The organism is Roseomonas acroporae (genome assembly GCF_023223525.1).
GTDB classification, from domain to species: domain Bacteria; phylum Pseudomonadota; class Alphaproteobacteria; order Acetobacterales; family Acetobacteraceae; genus Roseomonas_E; species Roseomonas_E acroporae.
Genome location: NZ_JALPRX010000103.1, coordinates 1 through 20,499, shown reverse-complemented (window position 1 = coordinate 20,499; position 20,499 = coordinate 1). Strand labels below are relative to the sequence as shown.

The 20,499-nt window shown below is 73.9% G+C and carries 16 protein-coding genes; 8 read left to right on the top strand and 8 right to left on the bottom strand.

Annotated elements, in window-relative coordinates; translation table 11 throughout:
* Positions 1-337: 337 nt before the first annotated feature.
* From M0638_RS21760 to M0638_RS21745, 4 genes are all read left to right on the top strand, one after another.
* On the top strand, positions 338-1,852 hold the full coding sequence (locus tag M0638_RS21760; protein ID WP_248669060.1) for an MmgE/PrpD family protein: 1,515 nt from the start codon (positions 338-340) through the stop codon (positions 1,850-1,852).
* Positions 1,853-2,022: 170 nt separating this feature from the next.
* Entirely contained in the window at positions 2,023-3,180 is a 1,158-nt protein-coding gene (gene prpC / locus M0638_RS21755) for a bifunctional 2-methylcitrate synthase/citrate synthase (protein ID WP_248669059.1), read from the top strand.
* 214 nt (positions 3,181-3,394) lie between these two features.
* Positions 3,395-4,276 carry an HpcH/HpaI aldolase/citrate lyase family protein gene (locus M0638_RS21750; protein WP_248669058.1) on the top strand — a complete coding sequence of 294 codons (882 nt, stop codon included), beginning with the start codon at positions 3,395-3,397 and terminating at the stop codon, positions 4,274-4,276.
* Between the two features lie 340 nt (positions 4,277-4,616).
* Positions 4,617-6,101: an FAD/NAD(P)-binding protein gene (locus M0638_RS21745; protein WP_248669057.1), complete on the top strand. Its 1,485-nt coding sequence runs from the start codon at positions 4,617-4,619 to the stop codon at positions 6,099-6,101.
* A 169-nt stretch (positions 6,102-6,270) separates the two neighbouring features.
* Here M0638_RS21745 and M0638_RS21740 read toward each other — a convergent pair whose 3' ends face one another.
* From M0638_RS21740 to M0638_RS21715, 6 genes are all read right to left on the bottom strand, one after another.
* Complete coding sequence (locus M0638_RS21740) at positions 6,271-7,101, bottom strand: TauD/TfdA dioxygenase family protein (RefSeq protein ID WP_248669056.1); 831 nt, start codon at positions 7,099-7,101, stop codon at positions 6,271-6,273.
* A gap of 33 nt (positions 7,102-7,134) precedes the next feature.
* Positions 7,135-7,929 carry an ABC transporter permease gene (locus tag M0638_RS21735; RefSeq protein ID WP_248669055.1) on the bottom strand — a complete coding sequence of 265 codons (795 nt, stop codon included), beginning with the start codon at positions 7,927-7,929 and terminating at the stop codon, positions 7,135-7,137.
* Positions 7,926-8,774 (bottom strand): ABC transporter permease, encoded by an 849-nt coding sequence (locus M0638_RS21730; RefSeq protein ID WP_248669054.1) that lies wholly within the window; start codon positions 8,772-8,774, stop codon positions 7,926-7,928. Before M0638_RS21730 ends, M0638_RS21735 begins: the two co-directional genes overlap by 4 nt.
* On the bottom strand, positions 8,771-9,862 hold the full coding sequence (locus M0638_RS21725) for an ABC transporter substrate-binding protein (RefSeq protein ID WP_248669053.1): 1,092 nt from the start codon (positions 9,860-9,862) through the stop codon (positions 8,771-8,773). Before M0638_RS21725 ends, M0638_RS21730 begins: the two co-directional genes overlap by 4 nt.
* Before the next feature lie 88 nt (positions 9,863-9,950).
* Complete coding sequence (locus tag M0638_RS21720) at positions 9,951-10,739, bottom strand: ABC transporter ATP-binding protein (RefSeq protein WP_248669052.1); 789 nt, start codon at positions 10,737-10,739, stop codon at positions 9,951-9,953.
* Positions 10,736-11,002, bottom strand: a complete 267-nt coding sequence (locus tag M0638_RS21715) for a hypothetical protein (protein ID WP_248669051.1) — start codon at positions 11,000-11,002, stop codon at positions 10,736-10,738. The genes M0638_RS21720 and M0638_RS21715 overlap by 4 nt, the downstream gene beginning before the upstream one ends.
* 1,145 nt (positions 11,003-12,147) lie before the next feature.
* On the opposite strand from M0638_RS21715, the gene M0638_RS21710 reads away from it, so the two are divergent.
* Positions 12,148-12,483: a hypothetical protein gene (locus M0638_RS21710; protein ID WP_248669050.1), complete on the top strand. Its 336-nt coding sequence runs from the start codon at positions 12,148-12,150 to the stop codon at positions 12,481-12,483.
* Between the two features lie 426 nt (positions 12,484-12,909).
* On the opposite strand, the gene M0638_RS21705 is transcribed toward M0638_RS21710, so the two are convergent.
* Positions 12,910-13,323, bottom strand: coding sequence for a cupin domain-containing protein (locus tag M0638_RS21705; protein ID WP_248669049.1), 414 nt, complete (start codon positions 13,321-13,323; stop codon positions 12,910-12,912).
* A 257-nt stretch (positions 13,324-13,580) separates the two neighbouring features.
* Complete coding sequence (locus tag M0638_RS21700) at positions 13,581-14,267, bottom strand: GntR family transcriptional regulator (RefSeq protein WP_248669048.1); 687 nt, start codon at positions 14,265-14,267, stop codon at positions 13,581-13,583.
* 86 nt (positions 14,268-14,353) lie between these two features.
* Here M0638_RS21700 and acnA point away from each other — a divergent pair, with 86 nt between their 5' ends.
* From acnA to M0638_RS21685, 3 genes are read left to right on the top strand one after another with little or no spacing between them, the layout of a single operon-like run.
* A complete protein-coding gene (acnA, locus tag M0638_RS21695; RefSeq protein ID WP_248669047.1) occupies positions 14,354-17,008 on the top strand; it encodes an aconitate hydratase AcnA in 2,655 nt (884 codons plus the stop codon).
* 40 nt (positions 17,009-17,048) lie between these two features.
* Positions 17,049-19,448, top strand: a complete 2,400-nt coding sequence (locus M0638_RS21690) for a transketolase (protein WP_248669046.1) — start codon at positions 17,049-17,051, stop codon at positions 19,446-19,448.
* A 26-nt stretch (positions 19,449-19,474) separates the two neighbouring features.
* Complete coding sequence (locus M0638_RS21685; protein WP_248669045.1) at positions 19,475-20,446, top strand: tripartite tricarboxylate transporter substrate-binding protein; 972 nt, start codon at positions 19,475-19,477, stop codon at positions 20,444-20,446.
* Positions 20,447-20,499 lie beyond the last annotated feature (53 nt).

Here is a 20,499-nt window from a genome sequence, read left to right as displayed (position 1 = left end):
CGCTGGTGCGCGGGTAGGGCGCTCGTGGGCGGGGTGCGCGCCCGCCGATGCGGGAGGATGCGCGTCGCGCGGCCGGTGCCGCCGTGGGGCGGGGCCCCGCCGGGGCGGCGCGGGACGGACTCGCCGGGGCGGCGCCGGCCGGATAGGCTCCGCGCCGCGCCGGGAGGGCCCGCCGGCGGGAAGGGCCGGGGCGCGGGGCGTGGCGGTGAGAGGCCGCGCGGGCTTCGCGACCTTCGCAGCCGCAGCGGCGGCCTTCGCCCGAAAATGCAGCGCGGGGACTTCACGGCGACAACGTTCTTCGCGATCTTCGCAAAATCAGGGAGCCACGTCAGACCCGATGCAGATTCACGACGTCCGCGTCCACCCCGAGGCCGACCGGCTGCCCCGCGAGAGCCAGCTCGCCTGGAAGATCGCCGAGGTGGCGACCGATCCGGTGGCGGTCGAGGCCGAGGTGGCCGACATGATCATCAACCGGGTGATCGACAACGCCTCGGTGGCGATCGCCGCGATCAACCGCCATCCCGTGACCACGGCGCGCACCCAGGCGCTGGCGCATCCGCGCCAGGGCGGCGCCACCGTGTTCGGCTGCGGCCCGGACGTGCGCGTGCACGCCGAATGGGCCGCCTGGGCCAACGGCACGGCGGTGCGCGAGCTCGACTACCACGACACCTTCCTCGCCGCCGAGTACAGCCACCCCGGCGACAACATCCCGCCGATCCTGGCCGTCGCGCAGCAGTGCGGCGCGGACGGCAAGGCGCTGATCCGCGGCCTCGCCACGGGCTACGAGATCCAGGTCGACCTCGTGAAGGCGATCTGCCTGCACAAGCACAAGATCGACCACGTGGCGCATCTCGGCCCCTCGGCGGCGGCCGGCATCGGCACGCTGCTCGGGCTCGACACCGAGACCATCTACCAGGCGGTGCAGCAGGCGCTGCACGTGACGACGGCGACGCGCCAGAGCCGCAAGGGCGAGATCTCCTCCTGGAAGGCCTTCGCGCCGTCGCATGCCGGCAAGCTCGCCGTCGAGGCGGTGGACCGCGCCATGCTGGGCGAGGGCGCGCCGAGCCCGATCTACGAGGGCGAGGACAGCGTGATCGCCTGGATGCTGGACGGCAAGGGCGCGCACTACAAGGTGCCGCTGCCGGGCAAGGGCGAGGCCAAGTGCGCCATCCTCGACACCTACACCAAGGAGCATTCGGCCGAGTACCAGTCCCAGGCGCTGATCGACCTCGCCTTCAAGATGGGCAAGAAGATCCAGAACTGGGACGACGTGGACTCGATCCTGATCGAGACCTCGCACCACACCCACTACGTGATCGGCACCGGCGCCAACGACCCGCAGAAGATGGACCCGGAGGCGTCGCGCGAGACGCTCGACCACTCCATCATGTACATCGTGGCGGTGGCGCTGCAGGACGGTGCCTGGCATCACGTGAGGTCCTACGCGCCGGAGCGGGCGCGGCGGGCGGACACGGTGCGGCTGTGGCACAAGATCAGCACCGTCGAGGTGCCGAAGTGGACCGAGCGCTACCACGCCGACGACCCGAACGTGAAGGCGTTCGGCGGGCGCATCATCATCCGCATGAAGGACGGCACGGTCCACGACGAGGAGATGGCGGTCGCCAACGCGCACACGCTGGGCGCGACGCCCTGGAAGCGCGCCGACTACGTGCGCAAGTTCGAGATCCTGACCGAAGGGATCCTCGACCCGGCCGAGGCGAAGCGGTTCCTCGCGGTCGCGCAGCGCCTGCCGGAGCTGAAGCATGACGAGCTGTTCGGCCTGACCGTGGCGCTGCCCACGGGCAAGCTGGCGCGGAGCGAGCGGACCGGCATCTTCGGCTGGAAGGGCTGAGCCGGCCGCATGACGTGACGAGCGGCGCCGCCGGCGCCGTGGATGCAGGGCGCCGCCGGCGCCGGGGATGCAGGGCGGCGCCGGTCGCGCCGCCCGGGACGATGCGGGGCGGTGGCCTGGCTACCATCATGACCGCCGCCACGACGACGAGAAGACAGGGAACGGGAACGATGAGCGAGACGGCACCGCCCGCCAACAAGCCCAAGAAGTCGGTCGCGCTGTCCGGCGTCGTCGCCGGTAACACCGCGCTGTGCACGGTGGGGCGCACCGGCAACGACCTGCACTACCGCGGCTACGACATCCTCGACATCGCCGAGCAGTGCGAGTTCGAGGAACTGGCGCACCTGCTGGTGCATGGTTCGCTGCCCAACGAGAGCGAGCTGCGCGGCTACAAGGCCAAGCTGCGTTCCTGGCGCGGCCTGCCGGCGAGCGTGAAGCAGGCGCTGGAGGCGCTGCCCGCCGCCTCGCACCCGATGGACGTGATGCGCACCGGCGTCTCGGCGCTCGGCTGCGCGCTGCCGGAGCGCGAGGACCACAACATCCCCGGCGCGCGCGACATCGCCGACCGGCTGATGGCCTCGCTCGGCTCGATGCTGCTGTACTGGTACCACTACAGCAACAACGGCAGGCGGATCGAGGTGGAGACGGACGACGACAGCATCGGCGGCCACTTCCTGCACCTGCTGCACGGCAAGGCGCCGTCCGAGAGCTGGGTGCGGGCGATGCACACCTCGCTCAACCTCTACGCCGAGCACGAGTTCAACGCCTCGACCTTCACCTGCCGCGTCATCGCCGGCACGGGGTCCGACATGTATTCCGCCATCACCGGCGGCATCGGCGCGCTGCGCGGGCCCAAGCATGGCGGCGCCAACGAGGTGGCCTTCGAGATCCAGAAGCGCTACGCCGACCCGAACGAGGCGGAGGACGACATCCGCCGGCGCGTGGCGAACAAGGAGGTGGTGATCGGCTTCGGCCATCCCGTCTACACGATCGCCGATCCGCGCAACAAGATCATCAAGGGCGTGGCGCTGCGGCTCTCCGACGAGGCGGGCAGCCGGAAGATGTACGACATCGCCGACCGCATCGAGGCGGTGATGGCCGAGACGAAGAAGATGTTCGCGAACCTCGACTGGTTCAGCGCCGTCTCCTACCACATGATGGGCGTGCCGACGGCGATGTTCACGCCGCTCTTCGTCATCTCGCGCACCTCGGGCTGGTCGGCGCACGTGATCGAGCAGCGCATCGACAACAAGATCATCCGGCCGACGGCGAACTATGTCGGGCCGGAGGATCTGGCGTTCGTGCCGCTGGAGAAGCGCGGGAAGTAGGCCAGGGGCGGGGGAGGGCGCGGCCCTCCCCCGCACCCCCGCCCGCCAAGGGGCGAAGCCCCCTTGGATCCCCCGTTCGGATTCAGGCCTCGTGCGTTGCAACGTGCCGGGCGCAAACGCCAGCGGAGGTCCAGGAACCGGAGGTTCCTGGCGGATGGGGTCCGGGGAAGGCAGCGCCTTCCCCGAAACGTGTTAGCCCGCGAGGCGCCCGACCATGACCGACCGCACCCTGCCGCCCTGGCGTTCGCTGCTCTACTGCCCGGCGGGCACCGAGAAGTTCGTCGCCAAGGCGCACATGCGCGGCGCCGACGCGATCATCCTCGATCTGGAGGACGCCGTTGCGCCGCCGCAGAAGCCGGCCGCGCGCGCCGGGCTGCGCGAGGCGGCGCGGCGTGTGGGCCAGCCCTTCGAGGGGCGTGCCGGCGCCGATGTGTGCGTGCGGATCAACCGGCCGCTCGACCTCGCCGTGGCCGACATCGAGGCGGCGGTGTGCCGCGAGGTGACGGCGCTGGTGCTGCCCAAGCTGATCGGGCCGGACCATGTGCGGCTGCTGGCCGAGCTGGTCGCGGCGCGCGAGGCGGCGGAGGGGCTGCCGGCGGGGCATGTGCGCTTCGTCGGCATCGTCGAGAGCGCCGCGGCGCTGTCGCAGATGGAGGCGATCGCGCGCGCCGATCCGCGCCTGGTGGCGCTGAGCGTCGGCGGCGAGGACCTGGCGCTCGATCTCGGCGCGGAGCCGAGCGCCGACTCGCTGTTCCTGCCCAAGATGCTGGGGCTGGTGGCGGCGCGCGCGGCGGGGGTGCTGCCGCTCGGCTTCATCGGCACGGTGGCGGGGATCTCCGATCCCGAGGGGTACCGGGCGGCGCTGCGGCGCTCGCGCGGGCTCGGCTTCGCCTGCACCTCCTGCGTGCATCCGGCGCAGGTGCCGGTCATCAACGAGGAGTACGGCCCCTCCGAGGCCGAGGTGTCGCGCGCGCGGCGGATGGTGGCGGCGTTCGAGGAGTCGCTGGCGCGGGGGATTGGCGCGGTCGCCTTCGAGGGGCAGATGATCGACCTGCCCGTGGTGGAGCGGGCGCGGCGCCTGCTGGCACGGCTCTAGCCTTTGATCCGGCGCATTTTCCGAGCTGCTGAGCGAGGACGCTCAGCTTGAAAATGCTCTGGCCTTTTGGCTTTTCGCATTTTCCGAGTCGCTGGGTGAGTACACCCAGCTTGAAAATGCTCCAGAGCGGATCCCGTTCGCCAGGGCTGACGGAACCGCGCTCGCCATGCCGCCGCCGTCGCGGAGGCGGCGCGGCCCACCCCGGCGCCGGTGACGCACGACATCGAGGAGGCGCCGATGCTGGCCGACCGGGTGGCGATGCTGCGCCCCGCCCCGGACCCCCGCGGGAGGTCCACCGGGACTGCGCCTCGGCCGCGGCGCCGGGGGCGGCGTGCGTGGGATGACCGACGGGCCCGGCATCGTGCCCGGTAGCATGCCCGGGATCGTGGTGGTCGGCGGCGGCCTGGCAGGGGCCGCCTTCGCGCTGCACCTGCTGCGCGACCATGGCGACCGGCCGGCGCGGCTGACCCTGCTGGAGCCAGCGGCCCTGCCCGGCGCCGGCCTCGCCTACTCCACCGCCGAGCCGACGAGCCGCGTCAACGTCGCGGCGACGCGCATGTCGCTGTTCGGCGAGGCACCGGCCGATTTCGACGATTGGCTGCGCCGGCAGGGCGTGCCGGCGCGCGACCCGGCGGCGACGGTGGCGGGGGGCGGCCTGTTCCCGCAGCGCGCCGCGTTCGGCCGCTACGTCGCCGAGCGGCTGGCCGAGGCCGTCGCCGCCGCGCCGGCGATGGCGTTCCGCCACCGGCGTGCCCGGGCCACGGCGATCCGCCGGGCGCCCGGCGGCTTCCTCGTCACGCTCGACGACGGCGGCGTGCTGCCGGCCGGGTGCGTGGTGCTCGCCACCGGGCACCTGCCGCCGGCCTTGCCGGCGCCGCTGCGCACGCTGTCCGGCGACGCACGGCTGGTGGCCGATCCCTGGGACATGGCGGCGCTCGACCGGGTATCGGGGACGGGCGACGTCCTGGTGCTCGGCACCGGCCTGACCGGCTGCGACGTGGTGGCGGCGCTGCGCCGGCGCGGCCATGCCGGGCGGATCCTGGCCCTGTCGCGGCACGGGCTGCTGCCGCGCCCGCGCACCCCGCTGCCGGTCGGCCCGGCCGGCGACTTCGCCACCGCGCCGGCCACCGGCGCCACCGCGCTGCTGCGCCGGGTGCGCGCGGCGGTCGCGGCCGAGGTGGCTGCCGGCCGCCCTTGGGAGAACGTGATCGCCGCGCTGCGCGAGCAGGCGCCGGCGGTCTGGGGCGCCCTGCCGCTGGCCGAGAAGCGCCGTGCGCTGCGGCACCTGCGCGCCTGGTGGGACGTGCACCGCTTCCAGAGCGCGCCGCAGATCGACGCGCTGCTGCGGCGGGAGATCGCGGCGGGCGGCGTCCTCCTGCTCGCCGGGAGCCTGCTGGAGGCGCGGCCGGAGGCGGACGGTATCCACCTCCTGCTCCGTCCGCGCGGCGCCCCGGCGGCGGCGGCGGCGATCGGGCGGACGGTGTCGGCGGTGGTCAACTGCACCGGCCCGGCGCACGGGCAGGCCCTCGCCGCCAACCCCGCGCTGCGCAGCCTGTGGGAGGCGGGCGCCATCCTGCCCGATCCCTGCGGCCTCGGCATCGCCGTGGACGGCGCCGGGCGGGCGCTCGACGCCGCCGGTGCGGCGCAGCCGGACCTGCTCGTGGCCGGCCCGCCGGCGCGCGGCACCTATGGCGAGCTGATGGGGCTGCCGCAGATGACCGACCAGCCCCGCGCGCTGGCCCGGCTGGTCGCGCAGGGCCTGCCGGGGGGCGGCGAGGGAGGCGCCGCCGGGCACCGCCCCGCCCCGCCGGCACGCTCGGCGTGAGGCGAGGCCGCAGGCCGCGCGCCCGCAGGATCGCCCCGGCCGCGCACCGGCGGCCCGCGGATGCCCCGCTCCGAGCCGGCGCCGCCCGCTCGGCCTGCCTCGCGCAGAGCATGCCGGAACCCCGGACGAGGCCGGGATTCCGCAAGGCCCGCCCGGAGACGGGCCGGTGTCAGACCGGCCTGCTGCCCTTGATGGTGACGCGGAAGCCCGAGCGCGTGTTCGGGTAGTAGTCCCACAGCGCCAGGTGCTGCACCGCGCGGTTGTCCCAGAACGCCACGGAATCCGGCGTCCAGTTGAAGCGCACCTGGAAGTCCGGCTTCTCCTGGTGCTGGTAGAGGTAGTTCAGGATCGCGTCGCTCTCCTCCTCGGAGACCTCGTTGATCCGGTAGGTGAAGCCGCGGTTGACGAAGAGCGACTTGCGGCCCGTCTCCGGGTGGGTGCGCACCACCGGGTGGTTGGCGCTGGGGAAGGTGCGGCCGCGGTCGTCGATGCCGAGCAGGCGGTTGGTGCGGCGGTAGGAACGCTCGCCGGAGTGGAACGCCGTCAGCCCCTCCAGGTAGGTCTTCAGGCGCGGCGAGAGCGCGTCGTAGGCGGCGCCGCTGCTGGCGAAGAGCGTGTCGCCGCCGATCGGCGGCACGGTGTGGATGTGCAGGATGCTGCCGAGCGGCGGCTCCGGGTCGCAGGAGACGTCGGAGTGCCAGCGCTCGCCGGCGACGCGCTTCGAATTCGCGTCGGCGTGGATCGGCAGGATCTCGGGATGCCCCTCGGGGCCGGGCGTGTTGGGGTGGACGTGCAGCTCGCCGAAATGCCGGCCGAACGCCTTCTGGCTTTCCAGCGTGATGTTCCTCTGGTCGCGGAAGAACAGCACCTGGTGGTCGAGCAGCGCCTGGTGCACCTCCTCCACCTGCCGGTTGCTGAGCGGGTTGCCGAGGTCGATGCCGGCGACGAAGGCGCCGAGATGCGGCGAGACCGGCGTGACGGTGATGGCGTCGTAGGACATGCGGTTCATCCCTTTCCCGTTCGGGTTTCGGAGTCAGGCCGTGCGCCAGCGGGTGAGCCGGCGGGCGGCGAGGTCGGCGAGGCGGTTCAGCGCGTAGCCGACGCCGCCCAGCAGCAGGACGCCGAGCAGCACCTGCGCCATGTCGAAGCGGTCGCGCCCCTCGATCAGCACGCCGCCGAGGCCGCTGCCCTTGGCCAGGAAGTACTCGGCGCCGACCGTCGCGAGCCAGGCGTGGATCAGCCCGAGCTGCAGGCCGGTCAGGATCGAGGGCAGCGCCGCCGGCAGGACGAGTCGCGTCAGGCGCTGCCAGGGCGTCCAGGCGAGGGCGGCGGCGACCTCGCGCAGCGGCGCCGGCACGCCGCGCACGCCCTCGTCCACGTTGAGCACGACCGGCGTGAAGGCGGCGAGCGCGATGAAGGCCAGCTTCGAGGCCTCGCCGAAGCCGAACCAGATCGCGATCAGCGGGATCCAGGCGAAGACCGCGATCCCCTTCAGCGCGTCGAAGCTCGGCCGCAGCAGCCGCCCCGCGAGCGGCGACAGGCCGAGCAGCAGGCCGAGGCCGAGGCCGGCCGACGCCCCCAGCGCGAAGCCGCCGAGGTCGCGCAGCAGGCTGTCGCGCAGGTTGCCGGCGGTGAGCTGCGTCCAGGCCGCCGCCGCGACGCGCTCCAGCGGCGGCAGCAGGCGCGGATCGGCGAGGCCGCCCGTGCTCGCCGCCTGCCACGCCGCGAGCAGCAGCAGCGGCGGCAGCACGCCGCGCAGCGCCCGGCGCGCGGGGCCCGTCGCGCGGCCCGCCGTAGGTCCCGCTGCGGGGTTGGGCAGCGCGCTCATGCCGCCACCCTCCAGCGCTGGAGCCGGCGTTCGACGCGGCCGAGGCCGGCATCGAGCAGCAGGCCGAACGCCGCGATCACCACCATGGCGGCGATCACGACATCCATCTGCATCATCTGCCGCCCCCAGACGAGCTGGTAGCCGAGCCCTTCCGACGAGGCGAGCAGCTCCACCGCCACCAGCGCCTTCCAGGCGTTGGTCAGGCCGAGGCGCAGGCCGGCGAACAGCGGCGGCACGGCCGCCGGCAGCAGCACGCGGCCGAGCAGCTGCGCGCGCGTGTAGCGGAACACCGCGGCCACCTCGAACAGGGCGGGCGGCACGGCGCGGATGCCGGCCAGCGTGTTCAGCACCACCGGCACCAGCGCCGCCTTGGCGATGATCGCCACCTTCAGCGTCTCGCCGATGCCGAGCGGCAGCATCAGCAGCGGCACCCAGCCGATGGTTGGCACCTGGGCGAGCGCGGTGAGGAGCGGCTTCAGGTAGTCCTCGGCCGTGCGCGACAGGCCCATGGCGGCGCCGAGCAGCAGGCCGAGCGCGCCGCCGAGCGCGAAGCCCTGCGCGACGCGCCCGAGGCTGATGCCGGCGTCGCGCGTCAGGTCGCTGCTGCGCCACAGGTCGAGCAGGGTGTCCCGGACCAGCCCGGGCGCCGGCAGGATCTGCGCCGGCAGCCAGCCCCGGTCCGACGCGACCGACCAGAGCAGCAGCAGCGCCGCCGGCACGAGCAGCGGCAGGAGCAGCGTGGCGATGCCGGCGCGCAGCCGGGCCGCGATCCGTCCCGCGCCGCCGGCCCGGCGACCGGGCGCCGCCGGCCGTGCCGCCGCCCCGGCGTAGGCGGCGCCGCTCATGCCGCCCCCTGCGCCTTGCCGTCGGCGCCGCGCCGCTGCCAGCGCCCCTCCAGGCCAAGCTCGCGCAGCGCGGCCTCCTGGTAGCGGCGCTCGAACCAGCCCTGGGTGCCGACCGGCCGGCGGATCAGCCGGTATTCGAGCGCCTGCTCGGCCTGCGCCTGGTACTGGCGCTCCAGGAAGTCGTCGAGCAGCGGGTTGTTGCGCGCGGTGAGCGGCAGTCCGGCGAAGTCGTCGCGGTAGTTCTCCAGCGGATGGCCCGAGCGCGCCCAGATCGCGAACAGCGCCTCGCGGTTCGCCTCGTCCGAGGCCCAGTCGCTGGCGCGGACGATGCCCTTCACGACGCGCGCCACCAAGTCGGGATGCGCGGCCTCGAACTGCTCCGTGACCAGCAGGGTGGAGTTGCGGCCGTAGGCCGGGTTGTCGCCCTTCGTGGTGTAGGCGATGCGCGCCAGCCCCTGTCGCACCAGCGAGAACACGGTGGGCGAGCCGAACTGCGCCTCGATGTTGCGGCTGGCCAGCGCCGCGTCGGCGGTGGCGAAGTCCATGTTCACCACCTTGAGGTCGCGTTCGCTCAGTCCGTTCGCCGCCAGCACCTTGGCGATGGCGAGGTGCAGGTTGGTGCCGCGGTGCCACGCCACGGTGCGCCCGCGCAGGTCCGCGACGCCCCGGATCGGCGAGTCGGGCGGCACGGCGAGGTAGATCGGGTTGTCGATGCCCGAGGCCAGCACGATCCGCGTCCGCAGCCCGTTGGCGCGGCCGATCACCGAGGGCAGGTCGCCCTGGATGGCGAAATCGAGCTGGTTGTTCGCCAGCGCCTCGTTCACCGCCGGCCCCGCGCCGGCGAAGAAGTGCCACCGGATGGCGACGTCGCCGTCGGCGGCGAAGTCGCGCTCCAGGTGGCGCTCCGCATGCGCGAGGGCGGCCGGCGAGCCGCCGGTGAACTGCCGGTTGCCGGCGCCGATCGAGGCGAAGCCGAGGCGGATGACGCGCTCGGCGGCGCGCGCCCGGCGCGGCAGCCCGGCGGCGAGGCCGAGCGCGCCCAGCGCGGCATGGCGGGCGAGGCGCCGGCGGGTGGTCTGGAAGGACATGGGGGCGTTCCCGTCGTGTTGGCGTGGCGGCCGCCCGGGCCGGCGCCCGGGTTGGCGCTCAGGCGGCCAGGGCTCAGGCGGCCAGGGCTCAGGCGGCCAGGGGCAGCGTGTCCCGCAGCGCGGCGCGCGCGGCGTGGTGCAGGCGGCCGAGCAGCTCGTCGGCGCGGTCGCGCGGCTGGCCGAGCGGCACGGCGATGACGGCGCGGATGCGGCCCGGGCGCGGCGACATCACGACGACCCGGTCGCCGAGATACAGCGCCTCCTCCACGTCGTGCGTCACCAGCACCGTGGTGAAGCCCTCGCGCGCCTGCAGCGCGCGCAGCTCGTCCTGCAGCTGCTCGCGCGTGAAGGCGTCGAGCGCGCCGAAGGGCTCGTCCAGCAGCAGCAGGCCGGGCCGGTTGACGAGCCCGCGCGCGATCGCCACGCGCTGGGCCATGCCGCCCGAGAGCTGATGCGGATAGGCGCGCTCGAAGCCGCCGAGCCCGACCATGGCGATGTGGCCGGCCACGGCGCGCCGCTTCGCATCCGCGTCGAGCGGCGCGTTGAGCAGCGCCGCCGCGACGTTCTCCGCGACGGTGAGCCAGGGGAAGAGCCGCGGCTCCTGGAACACCAGGCCGCGCTCCAGCCCGGTGCCGGCGATGGCGCGGCCGTCGTGGCGCACCTCGCCGGCGTCGGGATGCTCCAGCCCCGCCAGCAGGCGCAGCAGGGTGGACTTGCCGCAGCCGCTGGCGCCCAGGATCGTGACGAACTCGCCGGGCTCGATGACGAGGTCGATGCCGTCGAGCACCGTCAGCTCGCGCCCGTCCACGCGGAAGCGCTTGCCGACGCCGCGCAGCTCGACGCGGCCCCGCGCGGCCACGTCGCCGGGCGCGCTCATCGGCCCGTCCGCGGACGGGCGTGCCGCGGCGCGTCCTGCTGCCGCCGGTGCGCGGCCGGGGCGTCCGGAGGCGACGCCTTCGGCAGGCCGGGCTCGATGCGGGCCTGATGCGCCGCGCGGACGGTGTCGGCGAAGGAGGGAAAGCGGCTGCCCTCCAGGGCGCTCACGGCGGGATCGATGGCCCGGAAGCGCCAGAGGCCGGCTTCCGAGATGGCGACGCCGACGAAATGGCCCGCGACGTCGATGGGATGGGAGGCGATCATGCCCGTCTCCGGGGATGGCGTGGTCTGGTCAGGGATGGGGTGGGCGCGGCCGGCCGGCGGCGGGGCGGCGACAGCGCATCGCCTGCGCCGGCATGCCGGGCCGGGGGCCGGCCGGGATTCCCCGGGTGAGATGGTGGGACATCGGGTTTCACCTTCCGCGCGCCGTGTCCTGGATGGCAACGGGCCGAATCATCGTTATTAATCGTGGAAATTTAATCAACACTATTTTTCACGATTAAATTCCACGTCGCGCCGGACCGCCCTGCGGCGCGGTCGACCGGCAGCGGATGGGACGTCGTCCTCGCGGCATGGCCGCCCTGCCGGCAGGCCGCGCGCCGGCTGCCCGACGCGGATCACGGCCGCGACGGCTCGGGGTGGCGTCCGGGGTTCACGCTGGCGGCAGCGATGCCGAAGCCTGGCCACACGGGACCGGTGCGTAGCGGTGGCCATCGGAACGAGGCCCGTCGTCGGCGCCAGGGGGGCGGTCCCAGTGGGCGGCCCCAGGGGGCGCCCCAGGGCGATCAAGGGGCGGGGAACAGGGGGGCGGATCGCCCGCAGGGCCACGACGGCACGCCTCCGCCGCCCGGTGGCCACCGGCGACGACGTACCGACCTGCCTGGAGGCGGATCCGCAGGGCGCCTCATTCCTTGGCGTGCCGATGCCGAGACTACGGCGAACCGCAGTCCGGCTGGGCCTGCGGTTCGCCGTAGCTCGTTGTTCCCGGCGCGGATTCACGCCGTCGGGCATAGCCGCCCTCCGGCGATCCGCCCTGGCCGGGCAGCAGAAGTCCGGGGCAGGCTGGGGGTCGCACGTCATCCGACGGGAGAGCACGACATCGCCCCGGAGCGGATCGTCGGCGGGCCGCTTGCCGTGGGCCGGTCGCCCCCCGGATCGGCCGCAGGCAACGGGTTGCCCGACGGCAGCCGGTGGCCCGGCCGGCAGTGCCGGGCGACGAAGGCCGATGCCATCCGGGAGAATGCGGCGCAACCCCCTACCCATCCACGAGACGAATGGGGACAATCCTCATTGGTTATTAGTCATGGAACGCCCACTGACCCATCTTCCGGTCAGCAACAAGACGCAGCCCACCGAGGAAGACAGGCTTCCCCCTCTGGACAGCGCCAGTAATATGAAGGCGTTCAGTTATGTTCCGTATGCTTACCCTCGCTTCCGCCCTGGCCCTCGGCACCGTTGGCGCCGCCATGGCGCAGGATGCCGGCCCGATCATGACCGGCGGCGGCGACAACCTTCAGATCGTCTACCCGCAGCCCAGCCGCAACGTGGTGGGCGGTGCCTATGCCAGCATCCAGGGCGGCGGCGACAACACCCAGTACAGCGCGGCCGTCGAAGGCCGCCGGACCGAGCGGCCGCTCGGCGTGGCGACGATGATCGGCGGCGGCGACAACATGCAGATCGTCTATGCTCCGGCGCCGAGCAACGCCGCGCTGGCCAGCGCCGGCACCCGCGGTTCCCGGAACTGAGTCTTCCGGCAAGCCGGTTCTCGCCCAGGCGCGGGCCCGGCCGGGGACCGGAGGCGGATCGGCAGGCAGGGCGCCCCGCCGGGTCGGCGGCGCCATCCGGCAATCCGGCCGGTCCGCACGCGGGGAGCATCCGCATTCGATGAAGGGGCGCGACGCGGGAGTACCGCGTCGCGCCCCTTTCCCTGTCAGGACCGGTCTCCCCGATCCGAACGGTCGCGCATTCCCGCATCGCCGGGCGGGTATGCCCGGATCGGGAACGGCTCCACAGCGAACCGCTGCCCGGTTGGGCCTGCGGTTCGCCGTCGCTCGTTGTTCCCGGCGCGGATTCACGCCGCCGGGCGTGTCCGCCCGCCGGCGATCCGCTCTGGCCTTCGATATGGCGCATTTCCCGAGCCGCTGAGCGAGTACGCTCAGCTCGAAAATGCCCTAATCCCCGTGCTCGGCCAGGACTGGCCGCGTCTCGCCCGTCTCGACGAGGGTGCGGGTGGCGTCCACGCGGGCATAGGTCCAGAGGATCTTCATCCCTTCCGTCCGCGAGGCGTTGACGAAGCGGTGCGGCACGCCCTCGGGAATCCAGGAGATGTCGCCGGCCGTGATCTCGTGGCGCTCGCCGTCGATCTCCGCGATCGCGTTGCCCTCGAGGAGGAGAACGCTCTCCTCGCAATTGTGGGTATGCAGCGGGATCGCGGCGCCCGGCCCGAAGATCGTCATGCCGTTGAGGAAACCCCTCGCGCCGATCCTCGGGCCGACGAGCGGGATGGTCCTGGCGCCGCCGCCGCGCTCGTAGGCCTTCATCTCGCCGGGGTGGAGCACCACGCCCTTCGGGGCTGCGTCCGTCATGAGACACTCTCCGTTCTCGGGGCGGGAGCCGGCGGGCGGCAGACCCGGGGCTTCCGCCTGTGGCCTGGCCGGCCCGATGACGGGCCTGCCCGCCGGCCGGCCCGTCCGCATTGCCGTGCTCCCGACCGGCGATCCGGCCGGAATGGACTCCGTTGCAAGCCGGCGGGCTGCATTGCCGCCGGATGGCGCGTTCGTGCCCGGCGGCCTGCCGGATCCGCCGGCGGCCGCCACGGCCCGCGCCGCCGGCATCGCGCCGGTCACGTCGCGGCTTCAGCGGCCTGGAGCCGCAGCAGATTCTCCCGTCCGACGCGTATGTGCCGCCGCATCAGCTGCTCGGCCGCGTCCGGGTCGCGCCGCTCGATGGCCTGCAGGATGGCGAGATGCTCCTCGGCCGCCCGCTGCGCCCGGCTGCCGAGGCCCACGGAGCGCAGCCGGACGACGCGCAGGATGGAGTAGAGGTCGCGGCAGAGCAGCGCGTGCAGCCAGGGATTGTGACTTCCCTGCACGATCTGGACGTGGAAGTCGTTGTCGCGCGACCCGCGGCGGAAGACGCTGCCCAGCCCCTCCGTCTCGATCCGCCGCTCGTAGTCGCCGAGGCAGGCGCGCAGGCGGCGGGTCTCGATCAGCGACATGTTCTCGGCGGCCAGGCGGCACGCCGTGCCCTCCAGCGCCTCGCGCACCGTCAGCAGATGCTCCAGGTCCGCGAGGGACGGGTTGACGACCCGGACGCCGGCGAAGGGCGTGCGCTCCAGCAGGCGGCGCCCCTCCAGCGTCCGCACCGCCTCGCGCAGCGGGCCGCGGCTGACGCCGAAGCGTGCCGACAGGGTCTGCTCGGACAGCCGCTCGCCCGGGCCGAGAGCGCCCGAGAGAATCTCGTTCTCCAATTGCTCCACGATGTCGTCCACGGCCGCCCGCTCGCCGCCGCGTGCCGAAGCCTCGTCCATAGCTGCCCTCGACGCGTGTTGACATTGGCCTATCATTGTAGACAATAAAGATCAATTGTTGACTTCGGTTCGGGGGAGTCGCGGCGATGGCCGGCAGCTTCGGGACACGGCGCTGCCTGACGGTGGGTGGCGAACGCTACGCCTTCCACAGCCTGCCCGCCCTGGCGGCCGCGACCGGCGCGCCGCTCCACCGGCTGCCGCTCTGCCTGCGCGTGCTGCTGGAGAACCTGCTGCGCCACGAGGACGGGCAGACGGTGACGGCGGACGACATCCGCGCCCTGGCCAGCCGGGGCGGCGTGGCGGGTGAGGCCGGGCGGGAGGTCTCCTTCCATCCCGTCCGCGTGCTGATGCCCGACAGCTCCGGCATCCCCCTCCTGGTCGACCTGGCGGCGATGCGGGACGCGGTGGCGGCGCGCGGGCTGGACCCGGCGCGGGTCAACCCGCTGATCCCCGCCGACCTGGTGATCGACCATTCCGTCGCCGTCGACCACGCGGGCACGCCGGACGCCGTGGTCCGGAACATGGCGATCGAGCTGGAGCGCAACCGCGAGCGCTACGCGCTGGCGCGCTGGGCGGAGGCGCGGTTCCGCAACCTGCGCGTGGTGCCGCCCGGCAACGGCATCGTCCATCAGGTCAATGTCGAGCACCTCGCCAGCGTCGTCGCCGATTCCGGGGCCGACTCCGCGGTCGACGGCGTGCGCTGGGCCTTCCCGGATTCGCTGGTCGGCACGGACAGCCACACGCCGATGGTGAACGGGCTCGGCGTGTTCGGCTGGGGCGTGGGCGGGATCGAGGCGATGACGGCGCTGCTCGGCCAGCCGGTGAGCCTCGTGGTGCCGCGCGTCGTCGGCTGCCGGCTGGTGGGCGCGACCCGGGCCGGGCTGCTGGGGGCCGACATCGCCCTGGCCGTCACCGCCCGGCTGCGCCCGCTGGGCCTGGTCGGCGCCGCGGTGGAGTTCTGCGGCCCCGGGCTGGACGCGCTCGATCTGCCGAACCGCGCGACGATCGCCAACATGGCCCCGGAATACGGCGCCACCATGAGCTTCTTCCCGGTGGATGGCCGGACGCTGGACTTCCTGCGGCTGACCGGCCGCCCGCCGGCGCGCGTGGCGCTGGTCGAGGCCTATGCCCGGGCCCAGGGCCTGTTCCGCGACCCGGACGCGACGCCGGACTACGACGCGCTGGTCGAGATCGACCTCGGCGCCATCGTGCCGGGCGTGGCCGGGCCGGGCCGGCCGGAGGCCTGGCGGCCGCTCGCCGGCGTGCCGGACAGCTTCCGCGCGCTGCTCGGCGGGCGGGCGGCGGAGCGGGAGGGGGCGCATCCCCGCGACGGCGACGTGGTGATCGCCTCCATCACCTCCTGCACCAACACCGCCAACCCGCGGCAGATGCTCGCGGCGGGGCTGCTCGCGCGCAACGCGCTGGCGCGGGGGCTGGCACGCCGGGACTGGGTGAAAACCTCCCTCTCGCCCGGCTCGCGCGCCGTCACCGCCCTGCTGGCGCGGGCGGGGCTGCTGGCCCCGCTGGCGGCGCTCGGCTTCGACGTCACCGGCTACGGCTGCATGAGCTGCGCCGGCAATGCCGGGCCGCTCGACCCGGCCGTGGAGTCGGCGATCACGGCGCAGGGGACGGTCGTGGCCGGGGTGCTCTCCAGCAACCGCAATTTCGAGGGGCGGCTGCATCCGCTGGTGCGCGGCACCTACCTCGCCTCGCCGCCGCTGGTGGTGGCCTACGCGCTGGCCGGCAGCGTGCTGCGGCCGCTGGACGAGGCGCCGCTGGGCCACGACGCGGCGGGCCGGCCGGTCCTGCTGCGGGACGTCTGGCCCGGCCCGGACGAGGTGGAGAGCGCCATGGCGGCACTCGGCCCGGAGCTGTTCCGGGACTGCTACGGCGCGCCGTCCGATGGCGGCGCGGGCTGGCAGGCCCTGCCCGCCGGCGACGGCGCGCGCTTCGCCTGGGATCCCGACAGCCGCTACATCCGGCGGCCGCCCTTCCTCGACGCGGCGCCGGCGACGGGGCCCGTGACCGGCGCCCGCATCCTGCTGCTGCTGGGCGACGACGTCACCACCGACCACATCTCCCCGGGCGGCGACATCCCGGCCGACGGCCCGGCGGGGCGGTACCTGATCGGGCAGGGCGTCGCGCCGCGCGACTTCAGCAGCTACATCGCCCGCCGCGCCAACCACGAGGTGATGATCCGCGGCACCTTCGCCGGCACGCGCCTGCGCAACCTGATGCTGCCGGGGCGGGAGGGCGGCGTGACGCGGCACTGGCCGGGGGGCGAGGCCGTCACCGTGCACGAGGCCGCCACGCGCTACGCGGCGGCGGGCGTGCCGCTGGTCGTCGTCGCCGGGCGCAACTACGGCAACGGCTCCTCGCGCGACTGGGCCGCCAAGGGCACGCGCCTGCTCGGGGTCCGCGCCGTCATCGCCGAAAGCTTCGAGCGCATCCACCGCTCCAACCTCGTCGGCATGGGCGTGCTGCCCCTGCAGATGCTTCCCGGCACGACCCGGGAAAGCCTCGGCCTGACCGGCGAGGAACTGGTGGACCTGCCCGACCTTCCCGATACGCCGGTGCCCGGCTCGACCGTGACCGCCACCCTCCGGCGGCCGGACGGCACCGGCTTCGCGCTGCCGCTGCGCTGCCGCGTGGACACGGCGCGGGAGGCCGGCTGGGTCCGCCACGGCGGCATCCTACCCTTCGTCCTGCACGCGCTCGCCACCGAGGCGGCGCATGCCTGACGCACCGCCCCTCGCGGGGCCCACGGCAGGAAACATCCCGATGCAACCGGACAGGCTGGCGATTCTCCGGGCCCTGGAGCGCAAGGCGCTCTGGCTCTCCACCTGGATGATCCACAACGCCAACCACCTGCGGCCGGCCGCCGACGACCTGAAGGTGGGCGGCCACCAGTCCTCCTCCGCCTCCATGGCGACGATCCTGACGGCGCTCTACCTCGAGGCGCTGCGGCCGGAGGACCGCGTCGCGGTGAAGCCGCACGCCAGCCCGGTCTTCCACGCGCTGCAATACCTGCTGGGCCGGCAGACGCGGGAGAAGCTGGAGAATTTCCGCGGCCTCGGCGGCGCGCAGTCCTACCCGTCCCGCACCAAGGACGCGGACGACGTGGACTTCTCCACCGGCTCGGTCGGGCTCGGCGTCGCGCAGACGCTGTTCTCGGCGCTGGTGCAGGATTTCCTGCGCGCCCGCGGCCTGGGCGGGGAGCGGCCCGAGGGGAAGATGATCGCCCTGGTCGGCGACGCCGAGATGGACGAGGGCAACATCTTCGAGGCCCTGCTGGAAGGCTGGAAGCACGGGCTGCGGAATTGCTGGTGGGTGGTGGACTACAACCGCCAGAGCCTGGACGCCGTGGTGCGGGAAGGGCTCTGGGCGAAGTTCGAGGCGATGTTCCGCAACTTCGGCTGGGACGTCGTCGTGCTGCGCCACGGCGTCCTGCAGCAGGCGGCCTTCGCCGAGCCGGGCGGCGAGCGGCTGCGCGAATGGATCGAGGCCTGCCCGAACCAGCTCTACTCCGCCCTCGCCTTCCAGGGCGGCGCCGCCTGGCGGCGGCGACTGACCGAGGAGCTGGGCGACCAGGGGCCCGTCTCCGCCCTTATCGAGCGCCGCTCGGACGCGGAGCTGGCGGCGCTGATGGGCAATCTCGGCGGCCACGACCTGCCCTCGCTGCTGGCGGCCTTCGCGACGGCGCGGACGCACGACCGCCCGGTCTGCTTCATCGCCTACACCATCAAGGGCTCCGGCCTGCCGCTGGCCGGGCACAAGGACAACCACGCCGGCCTGATGAACCCGGCCCAGGTGGCGACCCTGCGGCAGGCCATGGGCGTGCGCGAAGGGCACGAATGGGAACCCTTCGAGGGGCCGGACCTGCCGGCGGAATCGCTGCGCGCCTTCCTCGACGCCGTGCCGTTCGTCCAGCGGGGGACGCGGCGCTACCGGTCGCCGGCCGTGACGGTGCCGCCGGCGCTGGACCTGCCGCCGCGCGCCGGCGCGGTCTCGACCCAGGCCGGGTTCGGGCTGATCATGCACGGGATCTCCCGGCGCGACGACGAGTTCGCCGCGCGCATCGTCACCACGAGCCCCGACGTCACCGTCTCCACCAATCTCGGCGCCTGGGTGAACCGCCGCGGCCTGTTCGCGCGCGAGGAGCTGGCCGACACCTTCCGGGCCGAGCGCATCCCCTCGACCTTCAACTGGAGCTTCTCGCCCGCCGGCCAGCACCTGGAGCTGGGCATCGCGGAGATGAACCTCTTCACCATGCTCTCCGCGCTCGGCCTGTCGCACAGCCTCTTCGGCGAGCGCCTGCTGCCGGTCGGCACGCTCTACGACCCCTTCATCGAGCGCGGCCTCGATGCGCTGAACTACGCCTGCTACCAGGATGCGCGCTTCATGCTGGTGGCGACGCCCTCCGGCGTCACCCTCGCCCCCGAGGGCGGCGCGCACCAGTCCATCGCCACGCCGCTGATCGGCATGGCCCAGGACGGGCTGGCGAGCTTCGAGCCGGCCTTCCTCGACGAGCTCGCCGTGATCATGCGCTGGGGCTTCGCGCACATGCAGCGGGAAGGGGACGCCACCCCCGACCCCGCCACCTGGCTGCCGGACGGGCGCGGCGGCTCGCTCTACCTGCGGCTCAGCACCCGCGCGCTGGAGCAGCCGCGCCGCGACATGGACGCCGCGCTGGCCGCCGACGTGGTCCGCGGCGCCTACTGGCTGCGCCGGCCCGGCCCGAACGCGCAGGCCGTCATCGCCTATGCCGGTGCGGTGGCGCCCGAGGCGATCGAGGCGGCGGGGCTGCTGGGCGAGGACCGGCGCGACATCGGCCTGCTGGCCGTCACCTCCGCCGACCGGCTCTACGCCGGCTGGACCGCGGCGCAGCGCGCGCGGGAGGCCGGCACGGCGCACGCCGTCAGTCATGTCGAGCGGCTGATGGCGGAGCTGCCGCCCCATTGCGGCCTGTGCACCGTGCTGGACGGGCACCCCGCGACGCTGGGCTGGCTGGGCGCGGTGGCGGGGCACCGCACCCGGTCGCTGGGGGTGGAGCATTTCGGCCAGACCGGCAGCATCGCCGACCTGCACCGCCTGCACGGGATCGATGCCCAGGCCATCCTGCGCGCCGCGCAGGCCGTCTCGGCGGGCCGGCCGGTGCGGCATCTGCGGGCCGCCGGGTAGGCGGCGCCGATGAAGGGGGCAACGACATGAGTGGAATCCCTCGCCGCGGCCTCGTGCTCGGCGCCGCCGCGCTGGCCGCCCCGGCGATCGCGCGCGCGCAGCCTTCCTGGCCGAACGGCCCGATCCGCCTCGTCGCGCCCTTTCCGCCGGGCGGCAGCGCCGACCTGATCTGCCGGCTGGTGCAGGCGCCGCTGCAGGCCTCGCTGGGCGTGCCGATCGTGATCGAGAACCGTCCCGGTGCCAGCGGCGCGCTCGGCACCGCCGTCGTGGCGCGCGGCCCGGCGGACGGGCAGAGCTTCGTGCTGGTCTTCGACAGCCACGTCGTGAACCCCGCGCTCAACCCGACCCTCGGCTTCGACCCGGAGAAGGATCTCCGGGCGGTGATGCTGGTGGCGACCGCCCCGATGCTGGTCACCACGCCCGTCGCCAAGCCGTACCGCACCCTGGCCGAGGTGGTGACGGCGGCGAAGGCGGGGGCGGACCGGATCAGCTTCGGCACCGTGGGTGTCGGCAGCCTGGCGCACCTGACCATGGAGCGGCTGCAGCAGGTGACGGGCACGCAGATGATCCACATCCCCTATCGCGGCGGCGGGCCGATGAGCACGGCGGCGATGGCCGGGGAGATCGACCTCGCCGTGGCGAGCGTGGTGGGGCTGGGCGGGCAGGTCGGCACGTCGCTGCGCCCGCTGGCGCAGTCGGGCGCTACGCGCTCGCCCATGCGGCCCGACATCCCGACCATCGCGGAGGCCGGCATCCCCGGTGTCGCCTCCGAGGCATTCTGGGGGTTCTGCGCGCCGTCGGGCGTGCCGGACGCCGTGGTCGCCCGCTTCAACGCGGCGCTGGCCTCGGCGCTCGCGGCACCGGCGGTGCGCCAGCCGCTGGAAAGCCAGGGTTGCACCGTCGTGGCCTCCTCCCCGGAAGCCTTCGGCCGCTTCCTGCAGGAGCAGGCCGCGATCTGGACGCGGGTCGTCCGCGAACGTCACATCACCGCGCAATAGGAGCGAGAGCATGCCCTACGTCATCGGATCCGACCTGCCGACCGAACCGGCCG